The sequence below is a fragment of the Arthrobacter sp. Bi26 genome, from assembly GCF_918697925.1.
GTDB lineage: Bacteria > Actinomycetota > Actinomycetes > Actinomycetales > Micrococcaceae > Arthrobacter.
The window spans coordinates 53,685-72,789 of the sequence record NZ_CAKKMF010000008.1 but is presented as its reverse complement, the minus strand read 5'-3'; the positions used below and the strand labels follow the sequence as shown (position 1 = coordinate 72,789).

Sequence of the window (19,105 nt, the reverse complement as noted above, 5' to 3'; positions counted from 1 at the left end):
TTCCAGCAGGGAATCCCCGCTCAGGCGGCCGGGAAGCTGGCTGTGGGGCTGCGCATTCGGCAGCCCCCGAGGGTGCACATTTGACTGCACTCTCTGCTGATTGTCTGCGTCCGGCCCCACGTCTTCAATCCTATGCCCGGGGACTGACTAAACTGGAGGCTGATTCCGCTTCAACACCAGGAGGAAAGTCCCTGTGAAGGTATTTGGACAGCGCAAACGTGCCGCAGCAGCCATCGCGGCGGCGGGCGCGTTATTGGCCTTGGCCGCATGCACGCCCGCCGGCTCCGCGAGCCCGGCGGCGTCGTCGGCGTCGAACCCGGCCGCATCTGCGCAGTCCTCCACCACGGCTCCCCCCAGCCCTTCGGCGCAGCCCGGCACGTCGGCGACGGTTGGCGCGCTGGTTCCCGGCTTCCCGCAGAAGCTCCTGCCGCTCATGCCCGGGGCCAAGTTGGTCTCCAGCAGCTTCGATAAGACCACCGTGCCGGCAACCGTGGCACTGGTCGGCAGCATCACCGCCCCTGCCGCAGATGTCCTGGCCTTCCACACCAAGACGCTGGAGGCACAGGGCTTCAAGGCCGTACCCGGTGAAACCGTGGGCGCCCTGCCCTCGAAGGACTTCCTGCGCGGGGACAACGAAACTGTGAACATCTCCGTCATGCAGAAAGCAGGCGTGTCCACGTTCACGATTGGCGCGAACGTCGCTGCCGAGTCCGTCAAGTGAGTCTCGCTGAACAGCTAAGGCTAGAGCAGGCGGATTACGTGGCCGCCGTCGCCGGCCAGCTGACGGAGTTCCTGACCAGCCGCCAGGCCGTCATGTCCTCGATCTCCCAGGACATCGATCCGCTCATGGGCTCGATCTCAAACCTGGTCACGGGCGGAAAGCGCCTGCGGGCACTCATGTGCTACTGGGGGTGGCGTGGCGCGGGCGGGGAGGCAGGCGCCACCGAGGTGGTCACAGCCGGCTCAGCCCTGGAGCTGTTCCAGGCTGCGGCCTTGATCCACGACGACATCATTGACCGCTCGGATACCCGCCGGGGCGGCCCCAGCGTCCACCGCCGCTTCATTGAACTGCACGAGGCCCAGGGCTGGGCGCTGGACAGTGAGCGGTTCGGCCACGCGGCAGCGATCCTGACCGGGGATCTCTGCCTGTCCTTCAGCGAGGAATCCTTCACGGAAATCGGCCACCGCGCCGCCTCGGGCAGCCCGGCACGGCTGATCTTCAACCTGATGCGTGCCGAAGTGATGGCCGGGCAGTACCTGGACATCCTCGAAGAGGTCGCCGGGCCCAGGCGGGACCGCGCCGGGGCAGTCAGCCGGGCCCAGTCCATCATCCGGTTCAAGTCGGCCAAGTACTCCACCGAACACCCGCTCGCTCTCGGCGGCGCCCTGGCCGGCGCCGGCGACGAGCTGCTGCGCGGCTATTCCGCCTTCGCCCTGCCGCTCGGCGAGGCGTTCCAGCTGCGGGACGATGTCCTTGGCGTCTTCGGCGACCCCGTCACCACGGGCAAACCTGCCGGGGACGATCTCCGTGAGGGCAAGCGCACGGTCTTGGTGGCTTTCGCCCTGGACCAGGCCTCGGCGGCCGAATCAGAGTTCATCGACGCCAAACTGGGCAGCCCCGATCTCAGCGACGCGGACATCGAGGAGATCCGGCGGATCATCGTGGACTGCGGTGCGCTCCAGGCCACCGAGGTACTCATCGAGGAATTCGGCAAGGCGGCCTTCGCCGCCCTGGACCTCCTGCCGCTTCAGGAGCTGCCCAAGACCGCGCTCCGCAGGCTGGCAGAGGCCACGGTCAGCCGCGCCGCCTAATCAGAACGAAACACCGGACCAAAACGCAGCGGGCCGTGCACAGCGGCTTGCGCTGTACACGGCCCGTCATGGCACGTCTTGGGGATGCTGCCGGCTCCTTGATGCTGCCAGCGGGCTCCTACCAGGCCAGTGACTGCGCCCTGCGTCGGATTTCGGTCTTGCGCCCTTCCCGGAGGGCATCGATCGGCCGGCCGCGGAGGGACTCGTCCGGGGTAAAGAGCCAGTTGATCAGTTCCTCATCGGAGTACCCGGCGTCCGAGAGGACAACAATGGTGCCTTTCAGGCTCTCCACTGCGTGCCCGTCCTGGATGAAAGCTGCAGGCACGGACCGGATGCGCCGGTCGCCGATTCTCACAGCCGCCAGCGCACGCTCGTCCAAAAGTGCATGGACCTTGGTAATAGATACGTTCAGAAGCTGTGCGACATCGGGCAGGGGCAGCCATTCGCCCACGAGGCTTTCTACATTACTCACGCATAAAGATTGCCACGACGGGTGCCCCGCCGCCTAGTCGGCAGGCGCAGAAATGACGGCAGCGGCCATAGCCCATCCCACCGGCGGCAATGCCGCCCGGGTTCACCCGGGACCCCGCCGGGACACCAATTGCCCGACACTCCGCCGGAGAGTGGTTTGTGGAATGCCAAACAGTTCTTGTGCTAATTGCCAATTCATGAGACATTCACATAGATCACATTTGTAACAGAAATAACTTTTGTCACACTGGTAACACCAGTTCCACCGGCCTGACCGCAGCGTTGCCGCTGAGAAGAGGATCTTTCCAATGACGACCTCACGTTCGCCACAGCTCCGTCCGGGGCGCAGCCTGCCGCTGATCGCGGCCACGACGGCGGCGCTTCCCGCCGTCGTGCTTTCCTCCCTGGCGATCGCCCAGCCGGCCGCAGCCGAATCGCGTGTACGCTCGGTCCCCGCAACCCTCGCGGCTGCCATGCGAGCCCAGGCGCAGGCGGACGCAACGACGTCCCTCAAGGCGGCACTGATCCCCTCCGCCTCCGTTCCGGCAACGCTGCCAAGCGCCATGCGGCCCGCGCAGTCCGCGGCTCCCGCCGTCTACACGATCGCCCGCGGCGACACCATCAGTGCCGTTGCCGGCCGCTACGGCCTGGACACCTTCGCCGTGCTGAAGCTGAACAATCTGCAGGCGAACACCATCATCTACCCGGGGCAGAAGATCAAGCTCACGGGCTCGACGCCGGCCCCGGCAACCAAGCCCGCCGCCCCGGCCAGTTCCGCCTCTGTTACCTCCGGCTCTGGCCGCGTCTACGTCGTGAAGGCAGGCGACACCCTGAGCGCCATCGCCGCACGCCACGGCGTTGGGCTTTCCGAGCTCTTCAAGTGGAACGGGCTTGGCATGAGCTCAGTGATCTACCCCGGCCAGAAGGTCAAGGTCGGCGGCGGTTCCAGTACCCAGGCTCCGGCCGCGACAAAGCCCGCGTCGTCGGCACCCGCGCCGGCCAGCTCGGGCTCTTACACCATCAAAGCCGGCGATACCCTTTCCGGCATCTCGGCCCGCAACGGCGTCAGGCTCTCGGATGTCCTCTCGGCCAACCGGCTGACGATGTCGAGCATCATCTACCCGGGCCAGAAGCTCGTCATCCCCGGTGCGTCGACGATCGCGCCGGCTTCGAGCAAGCCTGCTGCCACCACGCCCCTCGTGCCCAGCACGTTCCTCGGGTTCAGCTACCCGGCCGCCGTGGTCAGCTCGGCCAACCAGAACAAGGCGCTGCTCAACGCCTCTCCCGTGCCCAGCCATCAGCAGATGAAGTCGATCGTGGCGGACACGGCACGGCGCATGGGCGTGGATGCCAGCCTCGCCCTGGCCTTTGCCTTCCAGGAATCCGGCTTTGACCAGCGTGCCGTGTCACCGGCCAACGCGATCGGCACCATGCAGGTCATCCCGTCCTCCGGCCAGTGGGCCTCCGATCTCGTGGGCCGCAAGCTGAACCTCCTGGACCCGTACGACAACGCCACGGCAGGCGTAGCGATCATCCGCCAGCTGGTCCGCACGAGCCCTGACTTGGACACTGCGATCGCCGGCTACTACCAGGGCCAGTACTCGGTGAGCCAGAATGGCATGTTCGAGGACACCAAGGGATACGTCGCGGCCATCAAGGCCAACCGGAGCCTGTTCGGTTAAGCACAGACACCAGCACAGGCTCCCTGACAACGGAGCGTGACGCTACGGGCCCGGATCGCATGTTGATTCGGGCCCGTTTCTGTCCAGCGACTACGATTGTAAGGTGCAAGAATACGTGTCGGACGCTCTCGTAGGGAACCTGGTGGACAACCGCTACCAGGTTCAATCCAGGCTTGCCCGCGGCGGGATGTCCACCGTGTACCTCGCCACAGACCAGCGCCTCGAGCGCGACGTCGCGCTGAAGGTGCTCCATCCCCATCTGGCCGACGACCCGCAGTTCCTTGACCGGCTGGGCCGCGAAGCCAAGGCCGCCGCCCGGCTTTCCCATCCCCACGTGGTGGGCGTCCTGGACCAGGGTGAAGACGGCCGGCTCGCCTACCTGGTCATGGAGTTCATCAAGGGCCACACGCTGCGGGACGTCCTCAACGACAAGGGCGCCCTGTCTCCCCGGCTGGCCCTGGCGCTGATCGATCCGGTCGTCGAAGGGCTCGGCGCCGCGCACGCCGCCGGAATGATCCACCGGGACATCAAACCGGAAAACGTCCTGATCGCCGACGACGGGCGGATCAAGCTCGGCGACTTCGGCCTGGCACGCGCCATCTCGACGTCCACGAGCACCGGCGCCCTGATCGGGACTGTCGCCTACCTCTCCCCCGAACTCGTCCTGGGTAAACAGGCAGACGCGCGCAGTGACATCTATTCCGTAGGGATCATGCTCTACGAGATGATTACGGGCCGGCAGCCGTTCGACGGCGACGTGCCCATCCAGGTCGCCTACCAGCACGTCAATTCCACCGTGGGAGCTCCCTCGTTGGAGGTTCCCGGACTGGCTGCGGAGATCGACGAACTCGTCCAGTGGTGCACGGACCGGGACCCGGACAAACGCCCCGTCGACGGGAGCGCACTGTTGTCCGAGCTCCGGCACATCAGGACCAACCTCAGCGACGCCGAGCTCGACCTCGTACCGCCGGCGGCTATCCTCAGCCCGCTGCCGGCCGTGGCCGCCCCGCCGAACCGGCGGCCCGGCAGTGCCGGCCCGGCGCCGGACGCGCACGACACTCAGGACACAACCTACGTGAAGCCGCCCACCGAGGCGCCCACGGAATTACACACTGAGGTATACGGCAGCCTTGCCCGGCCCACCGAGATGATCTCCCGCGCCAGCGGCAACCCGACCACCGTGATGTCCGGTGCCCCGCGGCGTCCGTCCTACGGTCCGTTGTCCACTCCGGACGAGGCGGCCTACGACGGCGCCGCCGGCTACGACGACCCGGCGGCAGTTGCGGTTGCCCCCAGCAAGCGCGCCCAGCGCAAGCTGGACCGGGACGAGGAGAAGGCGCGCCAGCGCGCCGCGGCCACGCCCACCAAGACCCTGCACGAGGGGAACCCGCGACGCCGCGGGCTGCTGTGGATCGTCCTGCTCGTCGTCGCGGCGCTGCTCGCCGCCGTCGCCGGCTGGTTCTTCGGGATGGGACCGGGCTCGCCCGGAACGATCCCCCCGGTGGCGAACAAGACCGTTGCCGAGGCCCAGGACCTGCTCCGCACCGCCGGGTTCCAATCCACCGTCAAGGATGTCTTCGACGACGACGTCTCGCCGGGGCTGGTGGTCGGCTCGGAACCAAACGCAGGCGAGGTCATCCGCAAGTTCCAGCCCGTGTCCCTTGCCGTTTCCAAGGGCCCGGAACTGTTCCCGCTGCCGGAACTGACCGGCAAGACCCTGGACGAGGCCAAGACCACCCTCAACGCCGCCGAAATGGCCCTGGGTCCGATTACCGAGACGTTCGATGAATCGGCGCCTGCCGGCACGGTGCTTGCCCAGGCGCCTCGCAGCGGCAATCCGGTGCGGCACGGGACGCCCGTGGGCCTCACCGTCTCGAAGGGCCCGCAGCCCATTCCGGTCCCGGATGTCCGCGGCCAGGAGCAGCGTGCCGCCGTGAGCGCGCTCGAAGCCGCCGGGCTGAAGGCCGTGGTCTCCCCGGAGACAGTCAATGACCGGAAGGTGCCCAAGGGTTCCGTCGTGGCGCAAGACCCGGCCTCCGGCAACCTGACCAAGGGCGGATCGGTCACCCTGACGATCTCGAAGGGTCCGAAGCTCGTCGAGGTACCCAGCTTCATCGGGAAACAGGCCTCGGAAGCCAAGGAGGCCCTCGAAAAGCTCGGCTTCGAGGTCCAGATCGATGAGATCCTGGGAGGATTCTTCGGAACAGTCCGCGCCCAGGATCCCGTGAACACGGCCGTCCCCGAAGGCTCGCTTGTCACCCTGACCGTGGTCTGACCGCACGCGGCTCAAGGCAGACCTGCTCCACATAAAAGCTCCGCCCGGCTGCATCAGCCGGGCGGAGCTTTTTTAGCAGCGTTATTGTCTGCGTTTTTCAGCGAATTCTGTTGTCGATTAGTGCCGCGGGTCAGCGCTTGGCGAGGGCTCCGGCCACAAGGAACGCCATTTCGAGCGACTGCATGTGGTTCAGGCGCGGATCGCAGACCGACTCGTAGCGGTCCAGGAAGGCTTCCTGGTCGATCGGGTCGGCTCCGCCGAGGCATTCGGCGACGTCGTCGCCGGTCATCTCCACGTGCAGGCCGCCGGGGACGGTGCCGAGCGCGTGGTGGACTTCGAAGAATCCGCGCACTTCGTCGATGACGTCGTCGAAATTGCGGGTCTTGTAGCCGTTGGGCGAGGTGACCGTGTTGCCATGCATGGGGTCGGTGACCCACAGGACCTGAGCCCCGGAGGCGGTGACGCGTTCGACGATCGCCGGCAGCTTCTCGCGAATGTTGCTGGCGCCCATGCGGGTGATGAAGGTAAGCCGGCCGGGCTCCCGGTCCGGATCCAGTTTGTCTATCAGGCGCAGGGCGTCGTCGCCGCTCGTTGACGGGCCGAGCTTCACGCCGATCGGGTTACGGACGCGGGAGAGGAAGTCAACGTGTGCATGGTCCAGCTCGCGGGTGCGCTCCCCGATCCACAGGAAGTGCGCCGAGGTGTCGTAGGGCAGCCCCGTGCGCGAATCGATGCGGGTCAGGGCGCGCTCATAGTCCAGCAGCAGCGCCTCGTGGCTGGCGTAGAATTCCACGCGCTTGAGTGCCTCGAAGTCGGCGCCGCAGGAGGACATGAACTTGATGGCGCGGTCGATGTCCCGGGCCAGGGACTCGTAGCGGGCGTGCGCCGGGTTTTCGGTGAAGCCCTTGTTCCACTGGTGCACCAGGCGCAGGTCCGCGAAGCCACCCTGGGTGAAGGCACGGATCAGGTTCAGCGTCGAGGCGGAGGTGTGGTAAGCCTTCAGCATCCGGCCGGCGTCGTGGGCGCGGGAAGCGGGTGTGAAGTCGTAGCCGTTAACGATGTCGCCGCGGTAGGCCGGCAGGGTGACGCCCTCGCGCGTTTCGTCGTTGGAGGAGCGGGGCTTGGCGAACTGGCCAGCCATGCGGCCCATCTTGATGACGGGCATGGCCGCACCGTAGGTGAGGACGACGGCCATCTGGAGGATGGTCCGGACGCGTGCGCTGATCTTGTCCGCCGTCGCCGCTTCGAAGGTCTCGGCGCAGTCGCCGCCTTGGAGCAGGAATGCCTTGCCCTGCGCGGCAGCGGCGAGCCGTTCACGAAGGATGTCCACTTCGCCGGCGAACACGAGGGGCGGGAGGACGGAAAGTTCCTTGACGGACGCCTCAAACACAGCCGGGTCGGACCACGTGGGCTGCTGCGAGGCCGGGAGTTCCCGCCAGTTGTCCAGTCCGGGATAGTTGGCGGCTCCGCTCTGGGCGGTGCTGGTCAGCGGGGAAACTGGTTTCTCAGATAGCTCGGTCACCCTCTAAGGATAGTTGCCCCAACGAGGTTCGGCGGCCCTGCCTGTCATTGACTGCTCCGTTGCCGTCACATGGCACCCGTGGCGCCAGTTAGGCAGTCCCGGGAACCTCGGGGCCGTCTTCCGTGGCCGCCGTCGGCGCACCGGGGTTGTGAGCGTTGTCTGGCGTTTTTTCTGATGTTTTGTCGGCGGCTTTGTCGGCGGGCGCTTCCTGCGCCGCATCGGGGCCCGCGGAGGCCTTGTCCGGCGCTGCTTCCTGCGCTTTGCCCGCCAGGCGGAGCTTCACGACGGCGGCGTACTCGTCCACGTATTCCTGACCGGACAGCCGCATGAGTTCATACATGATCTCGTCAGTCACCGAACGCTGGACCAGCCGGTCATCCTCCATCCCGTAGTAGCGGCTGAAGTCGAGCGGTTCGCCAAAGATCATGCCGATGCGACGGATATTGGGGACGCGCTTGCCGATCGGCTGGACTTTGTCCGTTCCGATCATCGCCACGGGAATGACCGGTACACGGGCCTGCAGCGCCAGGCGGGCAACGCCCACCTTGCCGCGGTAGAGGCGCGCGTCGGGGCTGCGTGTCCCCTCGGGATAGATGCCCAGGAGCGAGCCGTTCCTGAGTACGTCCATGCCAGCGTTCAGGGACTGCGCGGACGCGGCTCCCCCGGACCTGTCCATGGGGAGCTGGTTGGTGAGCCGGAAGAAGGCGGCGGTCAGCCTGCCCTTGATCCCGGTGCCGGTGAAGTATTCGGATTTTGCCAGGAATGCGACGGGCCGCGGCACCATGACCGGCATGAAGATGGAATCCGAGAAGGAGAGGTGGTTCGAGGCCAGGATCGCGGCGCCCTCGGCCGGGACGTTGTCCAGGCCCTTGACCCAGGGCCGGAACAGCAGCTTCAGCACCGGTCCCAGGACAAACGTCTTCATGAACCAATAAAACACTCGGTGACCTCTCCGGAAGGCGTCTGGCCGGCCGCCCAAATCGGGTCCGGCCAGGACTTCAATGGACACCTTACTCTAGTGAGTTTTGCCGCCAAGGGTGACACGATGGGCTCATGACTGAAAGCAGCACTCCCCCGGCGCCCGCCGCTTTCAGCTACCCCGGCCACGGCCCCAACGCCCGGACCGGCGTGGCCATCTGCCACGGCTTCACGGGCAGCCCGCACAGCGTCCTGCCGTGGGCCCACCACCTCGCCGCCCAGGGCTTCGCGGTATCGGTGCCACTGCTGCCCGGGCATGGCACCCACTGGCGGGATCTCGCCCGGCAGCGCTGGCAGGACTGGTACACGAGCTTTGAAACGGCGTACCTGGACCTGGCCGCCCGGACCAACGACTGCTACGTCGCGGGGCTGTCCATGGGCGGCACCATAGCGCTGCGCACCGCGGCCCGCCACAGCGTGGCCGGCGTGGCCGCAGTCAACCCCGGCCTGAGCTTCTATGACCGCAGGGTCAGGATCGTGGGACTGCTCAAATACTTCCAGCGCACCACCATGCCGCTTCAGGAGGAGAATTCCACGGCGGCCGCCACCGACGACGGCGACTACTCGCTGACGCCGTTGGCCGCCGTCCACCAGCTGCGCCGGCTGTTCTCCGCGACCCTGCGGGACCTGCCGGCAGTGCAGGCTCCTGCCCTGGTCTTTAAGTCGGCCACCGACGCCGTGGTCCCGCCGTCGTCCCTGGCGCTGCTGCGCAGGAGGCTCGGATCCCGGGAACTCACCGTGATCCCGCTGCCGCACAGCGGGCACGTTGCCACCCTGGACGCCGATGCGCCGCTACTCTTTGAAGAATCAGTCCGCTTCTTCCTTCAGCACGCCCACGCCACCCACACACGGTCCACCATGCCGCCCACCGCCCCCTCGGAGACCACATGAGCATCCTTCCGGACCACTCGCCGTTCAGCAGCCCGTTCACGGGAACCGGCCCCCGGACCGGCGTCGTGGTGTCCCACGGCTTCACCGGCAGCCCGCACGGTGTGCGGGACTGGGCGTCGTCGCTGGCCGGTGCCGGGTTCGCCGTCCGGCTGCCCCTGCTGCCGGGGCACGGAACGAGCTGGCAGGAGCTGGCCAAGACCCGCTGGCAGGACTGGCATGCGGCCCTGGACGCGGCCTACCTGGAGCTAGCGGAAGAATGCGACATCGTGGTCGTGGCGGGGTTGTCAATGGGCGGTGCCCTGGCGTTGCGGATTGCGGCCACCCGTCCCGTGGCGGGGGTTGTGGTGGTCAACCCCGGCCTGGTCATCGATGATCCCCGTGCCCCGCTGGCCGGCGTCCTGAAGTTCGTCCTCAAGAGCACCCCTGCGATCGCCAATGACATCCTCAAGCCGGACATGGATGAGGGTGCCTACCCGCGCACGCCGGTGGCCGCGGCGCACGAGCTCAACAAGATGTTCAAGGACACCGTGCGCCTGCTGCCCCGCATCACGGCTCCTGTCCGGGTGTACCGTTCAGCAGTGGATCATGTGGTGTCCGAATCCAGCATGGTGGCCCTGCGCCGCGGGTTGACCAACGCCCCGCTCGAGGTGGTCCGTCTGGAAAACAGCTACCACGTGGCTACTATGGACAACGACGCGCCCGAGATCTTCCATGGCACAGCCGAATTTGTCCGGTCCGTTGCCTCCGCAGCCAGTCCGGGCGCGGCCCGCGCCAGCCGGAAGGACACGGCCAATGACTAAACCAGACCCCGACCTCCCGGATCCCGAGACTCCGGACCCGGACCCCGCCGATGCCCGGCACTCCGGCCCGGACGCCACCGCGCACCAGGAGCCCCAGCCCCCTGAGTCCCAGGCCGATGAGTCCCAGGACTCCCCCGCCTCGGACGCACAGTTGGCCGACGACGACGCCGTCTGGCTGGATCTCGTCGCCAGGCTTGAAGGGGTCGGGGCAGCCGGGGACGAGGCAACCGGCGGGCCGGCCGACGGAACCGAAAGCGCTGCCGGCGGCGGGGCCGGCTCCGGCGCTGGCTCCGGCGCTGGTTCCGGCGCTGGTTCCCCTCCGGGTCGGACGTTCCGGGATTTTGACCCGTTGGGCCTCTCCGGCGCCGCACCGATCGAGCTCTCCGCCAAGGAGCGCCTCGCCCCGGCCCCGGGGCAGCCGGCTGCGGGCACCAACGAGATACCGGATACTGCGCCCGGCCCCCGCGACTACGAGCCCGACGACGACGACGGCGCGTTCGTCCCGGAGGAGCCGCCCAGCCTGGCCGGGGCAGATCCGATGACTGTCCTTGCCTGGATTGGCGCGGTGGGCGGCCCGATTGCGCTCGTGCTCTCGGCAATGTTCTGGCGGTCGGCGCCGCTGGTGGCCATCCTTGGCATGGTGGCCGCGTTCGCGGCCGCAGTGGTCTTCCTGATCATGAAGCTGCCCGGCGAGAAAGACGAGCACGACGACGGGGCGCGCATCTAGCCCACCCGCTCATTTAGGCCACCAGCTACTCCGCCTGTATCTCAGGGCTGGCTACATCGCGCTGCTACGTGTGCATCCGGCTGCTGACCCGGGAGAGGTCGGCCGCGCCGATCAGTCCGGCGTTGGGTCCGAGGGCAGCCAGTTCGATCTCCGCCGCCGGGCGGAAACCGCGGCCGGTTAGGTTCCGGGCGAAGGCCTTCCGGGCCGGCGCGACCAGCAGCTCGCCGGCATCGCACAGTCCGCCGCCGATCACGAACTTTCCGGGGTCCAGGGCCGCTGCGAGGTTCGCCAGGCCAAGGCCCAGCCATTCCCCGACGTCCTCGAGGAGTTCGCAGGAGGTCTGGTCCCCGGCCTTGGCCAGCTCGGTCACAATCACGCCCGTGATCCGTCCCACGTCTCCGTCCACAGCCTTGAGCAGCTCCTGGGCAACCGGAGAATTAGCAGCGGCCAGTTCCCTGGCCTCGCGGCCGAGCGCATTGCCTGAGGCGTACTGTTCCCAGCAGCCGCGGTTGCCGCACTCGCAGCGGTGCCCGCCCGGCATGATGATCTGGTGGCCGAACTCCCCCGCCACGCCGAAGCGGCCGCGTTCCAGCCGTCCGTCCATCACCATGGCGCCGCCGATCCCGGTGCCCAGGGTGATGCAGACCAGGCGGTTCTGTCCCTGTCCGGCGCCGAAGCGCCATTCCGCCCAGGCGGCAGCATCGGCGTCGTTGGTCAACAGGACGGGGCGGCGCAGCAGCCGCTGCAGGTTCTCGCGCAGCGGTTCATTGCGCCAGGCCAGGTGCGGGCTGAAGAGAACGGTACCGCCGTCGAGGTCCATCCAGCCGGCGGCGCCGATGCCGACCGACCAGATCCGGTGCCCGGCGCCCAGTTCCTCGACCAGCTCGACAATGACCTGCTCCACGGCGCGCGGGTCATTGCCCGGAGTGGAGCGTTTAGCCTGGCTGAGGATCCGGCCCTCGGCATCGACCACCCCGGCAGCAACCTTGGTTCCCCCGATGTCGACGCCGATCGCCAGGCCCTTGCGGCCCAGCCGCAGGTGTGAGCGGATGTCGTGCCCGGCCGTGGCGGCCGCCGCTCCGGCCACGGTCCTGCTCCGCCAGGCGGCGGTCCGGCCGCGCAGGCCGGGCTGCCGGCCAGGTGTTGGTGTCTGCATGGTGCCCCATTCTATTCGCCGGGACCGCCGCAGCCGCGAACGCCCCCGCAGCACGACGCGCCAGCACGACGCGGAGCATTACGCCGCGCCGGTGTCCGCAGCATCCAGACTGGCGGAAAGTCGGGCCCGCCCGTAAAGTTACCGGCCAGTAGGTGTCGCAGAACACACCTTGGGGGAACCGCATACTAGGCTTAGCGGTACCCCTTGCGGGCCTATGGATACCTAAGGAGCTGTCGTGCGAGAAATCATTGTCCCGCCACTGGTGAATGTCGATCCGGACACCAACGTCACCGATCTCGTAGTGCGCCAGGCGGCCAAGGCCTCCAACCCTGCGCTTTTCTCGCGGCTCGACGCGGCGGGCCAGTGGCAGGACGTCCGCGCCACGGATTTCCTGGCCGACGTGTCGGCCCTGGCCAAGGGCCTCATGGCCAGCGGCGTGGCGGCCGGCGACCGCGTGGGCATCATGTCCCGCACGCGGTATGAATGGGCCCTGATCGACTTCGCCATCTGGTTCGCCGGCGCCGTTTCGGTCCCGATCTATGAGACCTCCTCCCCCTCCCAGGTGGCGTGGAACCTTGGCGATTCCGGCGCGGTAGCCGCGTTCGGCGAATCCGCGCATCACGAGGACATCATCCGTCAGGCCGCCACCTCCGAAGGGCTCACGGCCCTGCGTCATGTCTGGCAGCTCGAGGGCGACAGCCTGGAGGAGGTCCGTGCGGCTGGAGCCGGCATCAGCGACGCCGAGCTCGAAGCGCGGCGCGGCCAAGCGTCCCTGAACGATATCGCCACGATCATCTACACCTCAGGAACCACCGGCCGGCCCAAGGGCTGCGAGCTGACCCACGGCAATTTCGTGGAACTGTCCGAGAACGCCCTGGTCACGTCGCTGGGCAAGATCGTGCACGAGCAGGCCAGGACCATCATGTTCCTGCCCATGGCCCACGTCTTCGCACGCTTCATCTCCGTGCTGGCCGTCGCAGCCGGCGTCACGGTGGCGCACACACCGGATATCAAGAACCTGCTGCCGGATCTGCAGAGCTACAAACCGACCTTCATCCTCGCCGTCCCGCGCGTCTTCGAAAAGGTCTACAACTCCGCCCTGACCAAGGCCGAGGACGGCGGCAAGGGCGCCATCTTCCACCGCGCTGCGGACACCGCCATCGAATTCTCCCGGGCCCGGCAGGCCGGCAAGGTGGGGCTCGTGCTGAGGCTCAAGCACGCCTTGTTCGACAAGCTCGTGTACAGCAAGCTTCGGGCCGCCATGGGCGGGCACGTCGCCCATGCCGTTTCCGGCGGCGGCCCGCTCGGCGAACGGCTGGGCCACTTCTTCCAAGGCATCGGCATGCAGATCCTGGAAGGGTACGGGCTGACCGAAACCACGGCGCCGGTCACGGTCAACACCCCGGACCTGATCAAGATCGGCACCGTTGGCGCCCCGATTCCCGGCAACTCCGTCAGGATCGCGGACGACGGCGAGATCCTCACCAAGGGCGTGTGCGTCATGCGCGGCTACTACAAGCGCGATGACCTGTCCGCCGCGACCTTCGACGAGGACGGCTGGTTCCGCACGGGAGACATCGGCCAGCTGGACGAGGCGGGGTTCCTGACCATCACGGGGCGCAAAAAGGAAATCATCGTCACGGCGGGCGGCAAGAACGTGGTTCCTGCCCTGCTGGAAGACCAGATCCGGGCGGACGCGCTTGTCTCGCAGGTGCTCGTGGTGGGCGACAACCGCCCGTTCATCGGCGCCCTTGTGACCCTGGACGAAGAGGCCCTTCCCGGCTGGCTGGGCCGCCACGGACTCCCGGCCTCGACCTCGCTTGCCGAGGCTGCCGGGCACCCGACGGTCAAGGCCGCCGTCCAGGAGCTCATCAACCACGCCAACCAGTCTGTGTCCCAGGCTGAGGCGATCAAGTCCTTCCGGATCGTGCCGGCCGACTTCACCGAGGCCTCCGGCCATCTGACCCCTTCCATGAAGGTCAAGCGGGCGCAGGTGCTCAAGGACTTCGAGAACGTGATCGAGGAGATGTACAGCGCCAAACGTCCCACCCTCGCGTAGGCAACGGACGCCCGCACCACAGCAAAGGGCCCTTCCAGCTTCGGCTGGAAGGACCCTTTGTCTGTGTTCCGGGTTGTTTCTGCTGCCGCTATTCGACGACGAGCAGCAGATCCCCGCCCTGGACCTGTTCGATCGAGCCGACGGCGAGGCGCGCCACGGTGCCGGCCACCGGCGTCGTGATGGACGCTTCCATCTTCATGGCCTCGATCGTGGCCACCGTGTCGCCGGCCTTGACCGTGTCGCCGGCTTTGACGGTCAGCGTGACGGCACCGGCGAACGGCGAGGCCACCTGGCCCGGCTGGGAGGCATCGGCACGTTCGGCGGCCTTGACGTTGCTCACCACTGAACGGTCACGGACCACCACGGGCCGGGACTGGCCGTTGAGCGTGCACATGACCGTCCGCATGCCCTTTTCGTCCGGCTCGGAGACGGCCTCGAGCGAGGCGATCAGGTGGACGCCCTTCTCGAGTTCGATCTCGTGCTCCGCACCGCGCTGCAGCCCGAAGAGGTAGTCGCGCGTGTCCAGCACCGAAAGGTTGCCGTAGGACTCGACGCTCTTCTCGTAGTCCTTGGTGGGACCGGCGAAGAGCAGCCGGTTGAGGGTGCGCCGACGGGTCTTGGAGTCGCCGTTGAGCGCGGCGCTGTCCTCGGTGCTGAGCTCGACGTCGCGGACCTTGACGTTGCGGCCCTGCAGCGCCTTGGTCCGGAAGGGCTCGGGCCAGCCGCCGGGCGGGTCGCCGAGTTCGCCGGAAAGGAAGCCGATCACGGAATCCGGGACATCGTACTTCTGCGGGTTCTCGTTGAAGTCCGCGGGATCGGCGTTGAGGCCCACCAGGTGCAGGGCGAGGTCGCCCACCACCTTGGACGACGGCGTCACCTTCACCAGGCGGCCGAGGATCCGGTCCGCCGCGGTGTACATGTCCTCGATCGCCTCGAAACGCTCGCCCAGGCCCAGCGCCATCGCCTGCTGGCGCAGGTTGGACAGCTGTCCGCCCGGAATCTCGTGCTGGTAGACCCGGCCGGTGGGGCCCGGCAGCCCGGACTCGAACGGCGCGTAGACCCGGCGGACGGCTTCCCAGTAGGGCTCGAGGGCACAGACGTTCGCGAGGCTGAGGCCGGTGTCGCGCGGCGTGTGGGCCAGCGCGGCGACGAGGGCCGAGGCCGAGGGCTGGCTGGTGGTTCCGGCAAGGGAGGCCGAGGCCACGTCCACGGCGTCCACGCCGGCATCCACGGCCGCGAGGAGCGTGGCCAGCTGGCCGCCTGCGGTGTCGTGGGTGTGCAGGTGGACGGGGAGGTCGAACCGCTCCCGCAGCGCCGAGACGAGGCGTGCCGCGGCAGCCGGACGCAGCAGCCCGGCCATGTCCTTGATCGCGAGGATGTGCGCCCCGGCGTCGACGATCTTCTGCGCCAGCTCCAGGTAGTAGTCCAGGGTGTAGAGCGTTTCCTCCGGATCCAGCATGTCCGCGGTGTAGCAGAGGGCGACCTCGGCGACGGCGGTACCGGTCTCGCGGACGGCCCGGATGGCCGGGGCCATCTGGTTGACGTCGTTGAGGGCGTCGAAGATGCGGAAGATGTCGATGCCCGTGGCGGCGGCCTCGTTGACGAACGCCACCGTGACCTCTTCCGGGTAGGGCGTGTAGCCGACGGTGTTGCGGCCGCGGAGCAGCATCTGCAGGCACAGGTTCGGCATTGCCTTGCGCAGGGCAGCAAGACGGTCCCACGGGTCTTCGCCGAGGAAGCGCAGGGCGACGTCGTAGGTTGCCCCGCCCCAGGCCTCGACCGACAGCAGCTCCGGGAGCAGCTTGGACTCGGCCGGACCGGCCGCCACGAGGTCGCGGGTGCGCACACGGGTGGCCAGCAGGGACTGGTGCGCGTCGCGGAAGGTGGTGTCCGTGACAGCCACGGCGTCCTGCGCGCGCAGGGCCCGCGCAAATCCTTCCGGGCCGAGCTCCAGGAGCCGCTGCCGGGACCCCGGCCGGGCCTCAGTGTCATCGAGGGCCGGAAGCTTGTCCGCCGGGTCCGTGTGGACCCGCAGTTCGCCGTTGGGCTTGTTGACGGTGACGTCGGCAAGCCAGGTCAGCAGCTTGGTGCCGCGGTCTGCGGAGACCCGCGCCTTCAGCAGCTGGGGCCGTTCGTCAATGAACGAAGTGGCCACATCCCCGGCGACAAAGTCGGCGTCGTCGAGGACGGCCTGCAGGAAGGAGATGTTGGTGGACACCCCGCGGATGCGGAATTCGGCGAGGGCGCGGCGGGCGCGGGCGACGGCGGCCGGGTAGTTGCGGCCGCGGCAGGTCAGCTTGACCAGCATCGAGTCGAAGTGCGGGCTGATCTCCGCACCCGAGTAGACGGTGCCGCCGTCGAGCCGGACACCGGCGCCGCCGGCCGAGCGGTAGCCGGTGATCTTGCCGACGTCGGGCCGGAAGCCGTTGGCCGGGTCCTCCGTGGTGATGCGGCACTGCAGGGCGGCGCCCTTGAGCTGGACGCTCTCCTGCGACAGGCCCAGATCCGCGAGGCTCTCACCGGCGGCGATGCGCAGCTGCGCCTGGACGAGGTCGACGTCGGTGACTTCCTCGGTGACGGTGTGCTCGACCTGGATGCGCGGGTTCATTTCAATGAACACGTGCTGGCCGGCGCGCTCCCCTACTGTGTCGACAAGGAATTCGACCGTACCGGCGTTGACGTAGTTCAGCGCCTTCGCGAACTTCACGGCGTCGCGGTACAGCGCCTGCCGGATGCCTTCGTCGAGGTTCGGGGCCGGTGCGATCTCCACCACTTTCTGGTGGCGGCGCTGGATGGAGCAGTCACGCTCGAAGAGGTGCATGATGTTGCCCTGGGCATCGGCCAGGATCTGGACCTCGATGTGCCGCGGGCGCAGGACGGCCTGCTCGAGGAACATGGTGGGGTCCCCGAACGCGGCGTCCGCTTCGCGCATGGCGGCCTGCAGGGCCTCCGGGAGCGCTTCGCGGGTGTCCACGCGGCGCATGCCGCGCCCGCCGCCACCGGCGACGGCCTTGGCGAAGATCGGGAAGCCGATCTCATCCGCGGCGGCGATCAGCTCGTCCATGTCCTTCGACGGCTGGCTGGACTTGAGCACCGGGACGCCGGCCTTGCGGGCGGCCTCCAGGGCGGCAACCTTGTTGCCCGCGAGTTCCAGGACCTCCGCCGGCGGGCCGACGAACGTGATGCCGGCCGCCTTCGCGGCCCGCGCCAGGCGCGGGTTCTCGGAGAGGAAGCCGTAGCCGGGGTAGATGGCGTCCGCCCCGGACTCCTTGGCGACCCGCACCACCTCGTCTACGTCGAGGTACGCCCGGACCGGGTGGCCCTCTTCGCCGATCAGATACGCCTCATCGGCCTTCTGGCGGTGAATAGAGTTGCGGTCCTCGTGGGGAAACACAGCGACAGTCTTGGCACCCAGCTCGTAGCTCGCGCGGAAAGCGCGAATCGCGATCTCGCCGCGGTTGGCCACCAGAATCTTAGAAAACATACTTCTCCTGCATCATCGCGGGCGTATCGGTAAGTGCTCACAGTGTCTAGGACCTGTGCGGGCAAACACAAATCATTGTGGCCACTGTCACAGCATTATCCGTCACGGACGCTGCGATGGGCAGGGCCCCGGCCATAGAGCTTTCCCCGCCGGCCCGGTTCGCGAGGTTCCGGCGCCCCCGCGCCGGATGAAACGGGATTCGCCGGAGCATCAACATATGATGAGTGGGTGGGTGGCGCATGCACGCCCCGGCTCCGAAGAACGCAGGAGCCGGCACGACCCCGTCTCGGCAACCGGCGTTAGGTATTGGTTTTTCAAGTGCAAGTAGTGAGCATCAGCAGCCTCAAAGGCGGTGTCGGCAAGACATCCGTGACCACTGGACTGGCATCGGCAGCATTGGCCGCCGGCATCCCCACCCTCGTCGTTGACCTTGACCCGCACGCTGACGCCAGCACCGCCCTCGGCGTGAGCCCGGACGATCAGCTCGATATCGGCAGGATGCTGAGGTCGCCCCGGCGGGCGCACCTGGCGGACAACGTGGTTCCCAGCGGCTGGGTGGAGCGCGCCAGGATCAACGGCGCCGCCAACGGCCGCGCCAATGGTAGAACGCAAGCCGGCGCTGCAACCTCAGTCCTCGACGTAGCCGTCGGCTCTGCCTACACCGGCATCTACGACCGGCCTGACCTGGGCCGCCGCGACCTCCGCCGGCTTTCCACTGTGCTGGCCGGCGCCACGAACTACGAACTCGTCCTGGTCGATTGTCCCCCGTCGCTGAACGGCCTGACCCGGATGGCCTGGTCCGCAAGCGACAAGGTGACCCTGGTGGCCGAACCCGGACTCTTCTCGGTGGCCGGCACGGAGCGCACCATGCGCGCCATCCAGCTGTTCCGGCAGGAATTCGCGCCCAATCTGTCCCCCGCCGGCATCGTGGCCAACCGGGTGCGCAGCGGCTCGGCCGAACACACGTTCCGGCTCTCGGAGATGGAATCCATGTTCGGCCAGCTGCTGCTGAGCCCGCACATCCCTGAGCAGGCCAACTGGCAGCAAATCCAGGGCGCGGCCCACTCCATCCACCACTGGCCCGGAGACTCGGCCAAGAATGCGGCCGGACTCTTCGATGCCCTGCTGCAGAACCTGCTGCATCCCAACGGCGCGGCCCCGGCCGGCACCGTCCGCGACCGCAGCCAGCGCTGACCAGCGACCGGCGCACCCGGGCGCAACGCTCAACGAACTGAGGCCGCCTCCCTG

At 67.8% G+C, this 19,105-nt stretch carries 14 protein-coding genes; 9 read left to right on the top strand and 5 right to left on the bottom strand.

Annotated features, from left to right (window positions below; genetic code table 11):
- Positions 1–193 precede the first annotated feature (193 nt).
- Together LQV16_RS03565 and LQV16_RS03560 are read left to right on the top strand one after the other, a co-directional pair.
- Positions 194–721, top strand: coding sequence for a hypothetical protein (locus LQV16_RS03565; RefSeq protein ID WP_229992565.1), 528 nt, complete (start codon positions 194–196; stop codon positions 719–721).
- Positions 718–1,812 carry a polyprenyl synthetase family protein gene (locus tag LQV16_RS03560; protein WP_229992564.1) on the top strand — a complete coding sequence of 365 codons (1,095 nt, stop codon included), beginning with the start codon at positions 718–720 and terminating at the stop codon, positions 1,810–1,812. Before LQV16_RS03565 ends, LQV16_RS03560 begins: the two co-directional genes overlap by 4 nt.
- 118 nt (positions 1,813–1,930) lie before the next feature.
- On the opposite strand, the gene LQV16_RS03555 is transcribed toward LQV16_RS03560, so the two are convergent.
- Positions 1,931–2,284: an Rv2175c family DNA-binding protein gene (locus LQV16_RS03555; protein ID WP_026538795.1), complete on the bottom strand. Its 354-nt coding sequence runs from the start codon at positions 2,282–2,284 to the stop codon at positions 1,931–1,933.
- Positions 2,285–2,591: 307 nt separating this feature from the next.
- Here LQV16_RS03555 and LQV16_RS03550 point away from each other — a divergent pair, with 307 nt between their 5' ends.
- Both LQV16_RS03550 and LQV16_RS03545 read left to right on the top strand, forming a co-directional pair.
- A complete protein-coding gene (locus LQV16_RS03550) occupies positions 2,592–3,965 on the top strand; it encodes a lytic transglycosylase domain-containing protein (RefSeq protein WP_229992563.1) in 1,374 nt (457 codons plus the stop codon).
- Between the two features lie 103 nt (positions 3,966–4,068).
- On the top strand, positions 4,069–6,240 hold the full coding sequence (locus tag LQV16_RS03545) for a PASTA domain-containing protein (RefSeq protein ID WP_229992562.1): 2,172 nt from the start codon (positions 4,069–4,071) through the stop codon (positions 6,238–6,240).
- A gap of 130 nt (positions 6,241–6,370) precedes the next feature.
- Here the strand turns inward: LQV16_RS03545 and LQV16_RS03540 are convergent, their stop codons facing one another.
- Positions 6,371–7,762, bottom strand: a complete 1,392-nt coding sequence (locus LQV16_RS03540) for a class II 3-deoxy-7-phosphoheptulonate synthase (protein ID WP_229992561.1) — start codon at positions 7,760–7,762, stop codon at positions 6,371–6,373.
- 88 nt (positions 7,763–7,850) lie between these two features.
- The gene (locus tag LQV16_RS03535; protein WP_229992560.1) at positions 7,851–8,702 is read right to left on the bottom strand and encodes a lysophospholipid acyltransferase family protein; all 852 of its coding nucleotides are present in this window, start codon (positions 8,700–8,702) and stop codon (positions 7,851–7,853) included.
- A gap of 113 nt (positions 8,703–8,815) precedes the next feature.
- Between LQV16_RS03535 and LQV16_RS03530 the strand changes: the two genes are divergently transcribed.
- Genes LQV16_RS03530 through LQV16_RS03520 form a run of 3 tightly spaced genes read left to right on the top strand, consistent with a single transcriptional unit; the run spans position 8,816 to position 11,158 of the window.
- Positions 8,816–9,631, top strand: coding sequence for an alpha/beta fold hydrolase (locus LQV16_RS03530; RefSeq protein WP_229992559.1), 816 nt, complete (start codon positions 8,816–8,818; stop codon positions 9,629–9,631).
- A complete protein-coding gene (locus LQV16_RS03525) occupies positions 9,628–10,431 on the top strand; it encodes an alpha/beta fold hydrolase (RefSeq protein ID WP_229992558.1) in 804 nt (267 codons plus the stop codon). The genes LQV16_RS03530 and LQV16_RS03525 overlap by 4 nt, the downstream gene beginning before the upstream one ends.
- The gene (locus LQV16_RS03520) at positions 10,424–11,158 is read left to right on the top strand and encodes a hypothetical protein (RefSeq protein WP_229992557.1); all 735 of its coding nucleotides are present in this window, start codon (positions 10,424–10,426) and stop codon (positions 11,156–11,158) included. The genes LQV16_RS03525 and LQV16_RS03520 overlap by 8 nt, the downstream gene beginning before the upstream one ends.
- Positions 11,159–11,222: 64 nt before the next feature.
- Here the strand turns inward: LQV16_RS03520 and LQV16_RS03515 are convergent, their stop codons facing one another.
- Positions 11,223–12,314 carry an ROK family glucokinase gene (locus LQV16_RS03515; RefSeq protein ID WP_229992556.1) on the bottom strand — a complete coding sequence of 364 codons (1,092 nt, stop codon included), beginning with the start codon at positions 12,312–12,314 and terminating at the stop codon, positions 11,223–11,225.
- Positions 12,315–12,549: 235 nt separating this feature from the next.
- Between LQV16_RS03515 and LQV16_RS03510 the strand changes: the two genes are divergently transcribed.
- A complete protein-coding gene (locus LQV16_RS03510; RefSeq protein WP_229992555.1) occupies positions 12,550–14,373 on the top strand; it encodes a long-chain fatty acid--CoA ligase in 1,824 nt (607 codons plus the stop codon).
- 88 nt (positions 14,374–14,461) lie between these two features.
- Here the strand turns inward: LQV16_RS03510 and LQV16_RS03505 are convergent, their stop codons facing one another.
- On the bottom strand, positions 14,462–17,857 hold the full coding sequence (locus LQV16_RS03505) for a pyruvate carboxylase (protein ID WP_229992554.1): 3,396 nt from the start codon (positions 17,855–17,857) through the stop codon (positions 14,462–14,464).
- A 318-nt stretch (positions 17,858–18,175) separates the two neighbouring features.
- On the opposite strand from LQV16_RS03505, the gene LQV16_RS03500 reads away from it, so the two are divergent.
- Complete coding sequence (locus LQV16_RS03500; RefSeq protein WP_229992553.1) at positions 18,176–19,051, top strand: ParA family protein; 876 nt, start codon at positions 18,176–18,178, stop codon at positions 19,049–19,051.
- Positions 19,052–19,105: the final 54 nt, after the last annotated feature.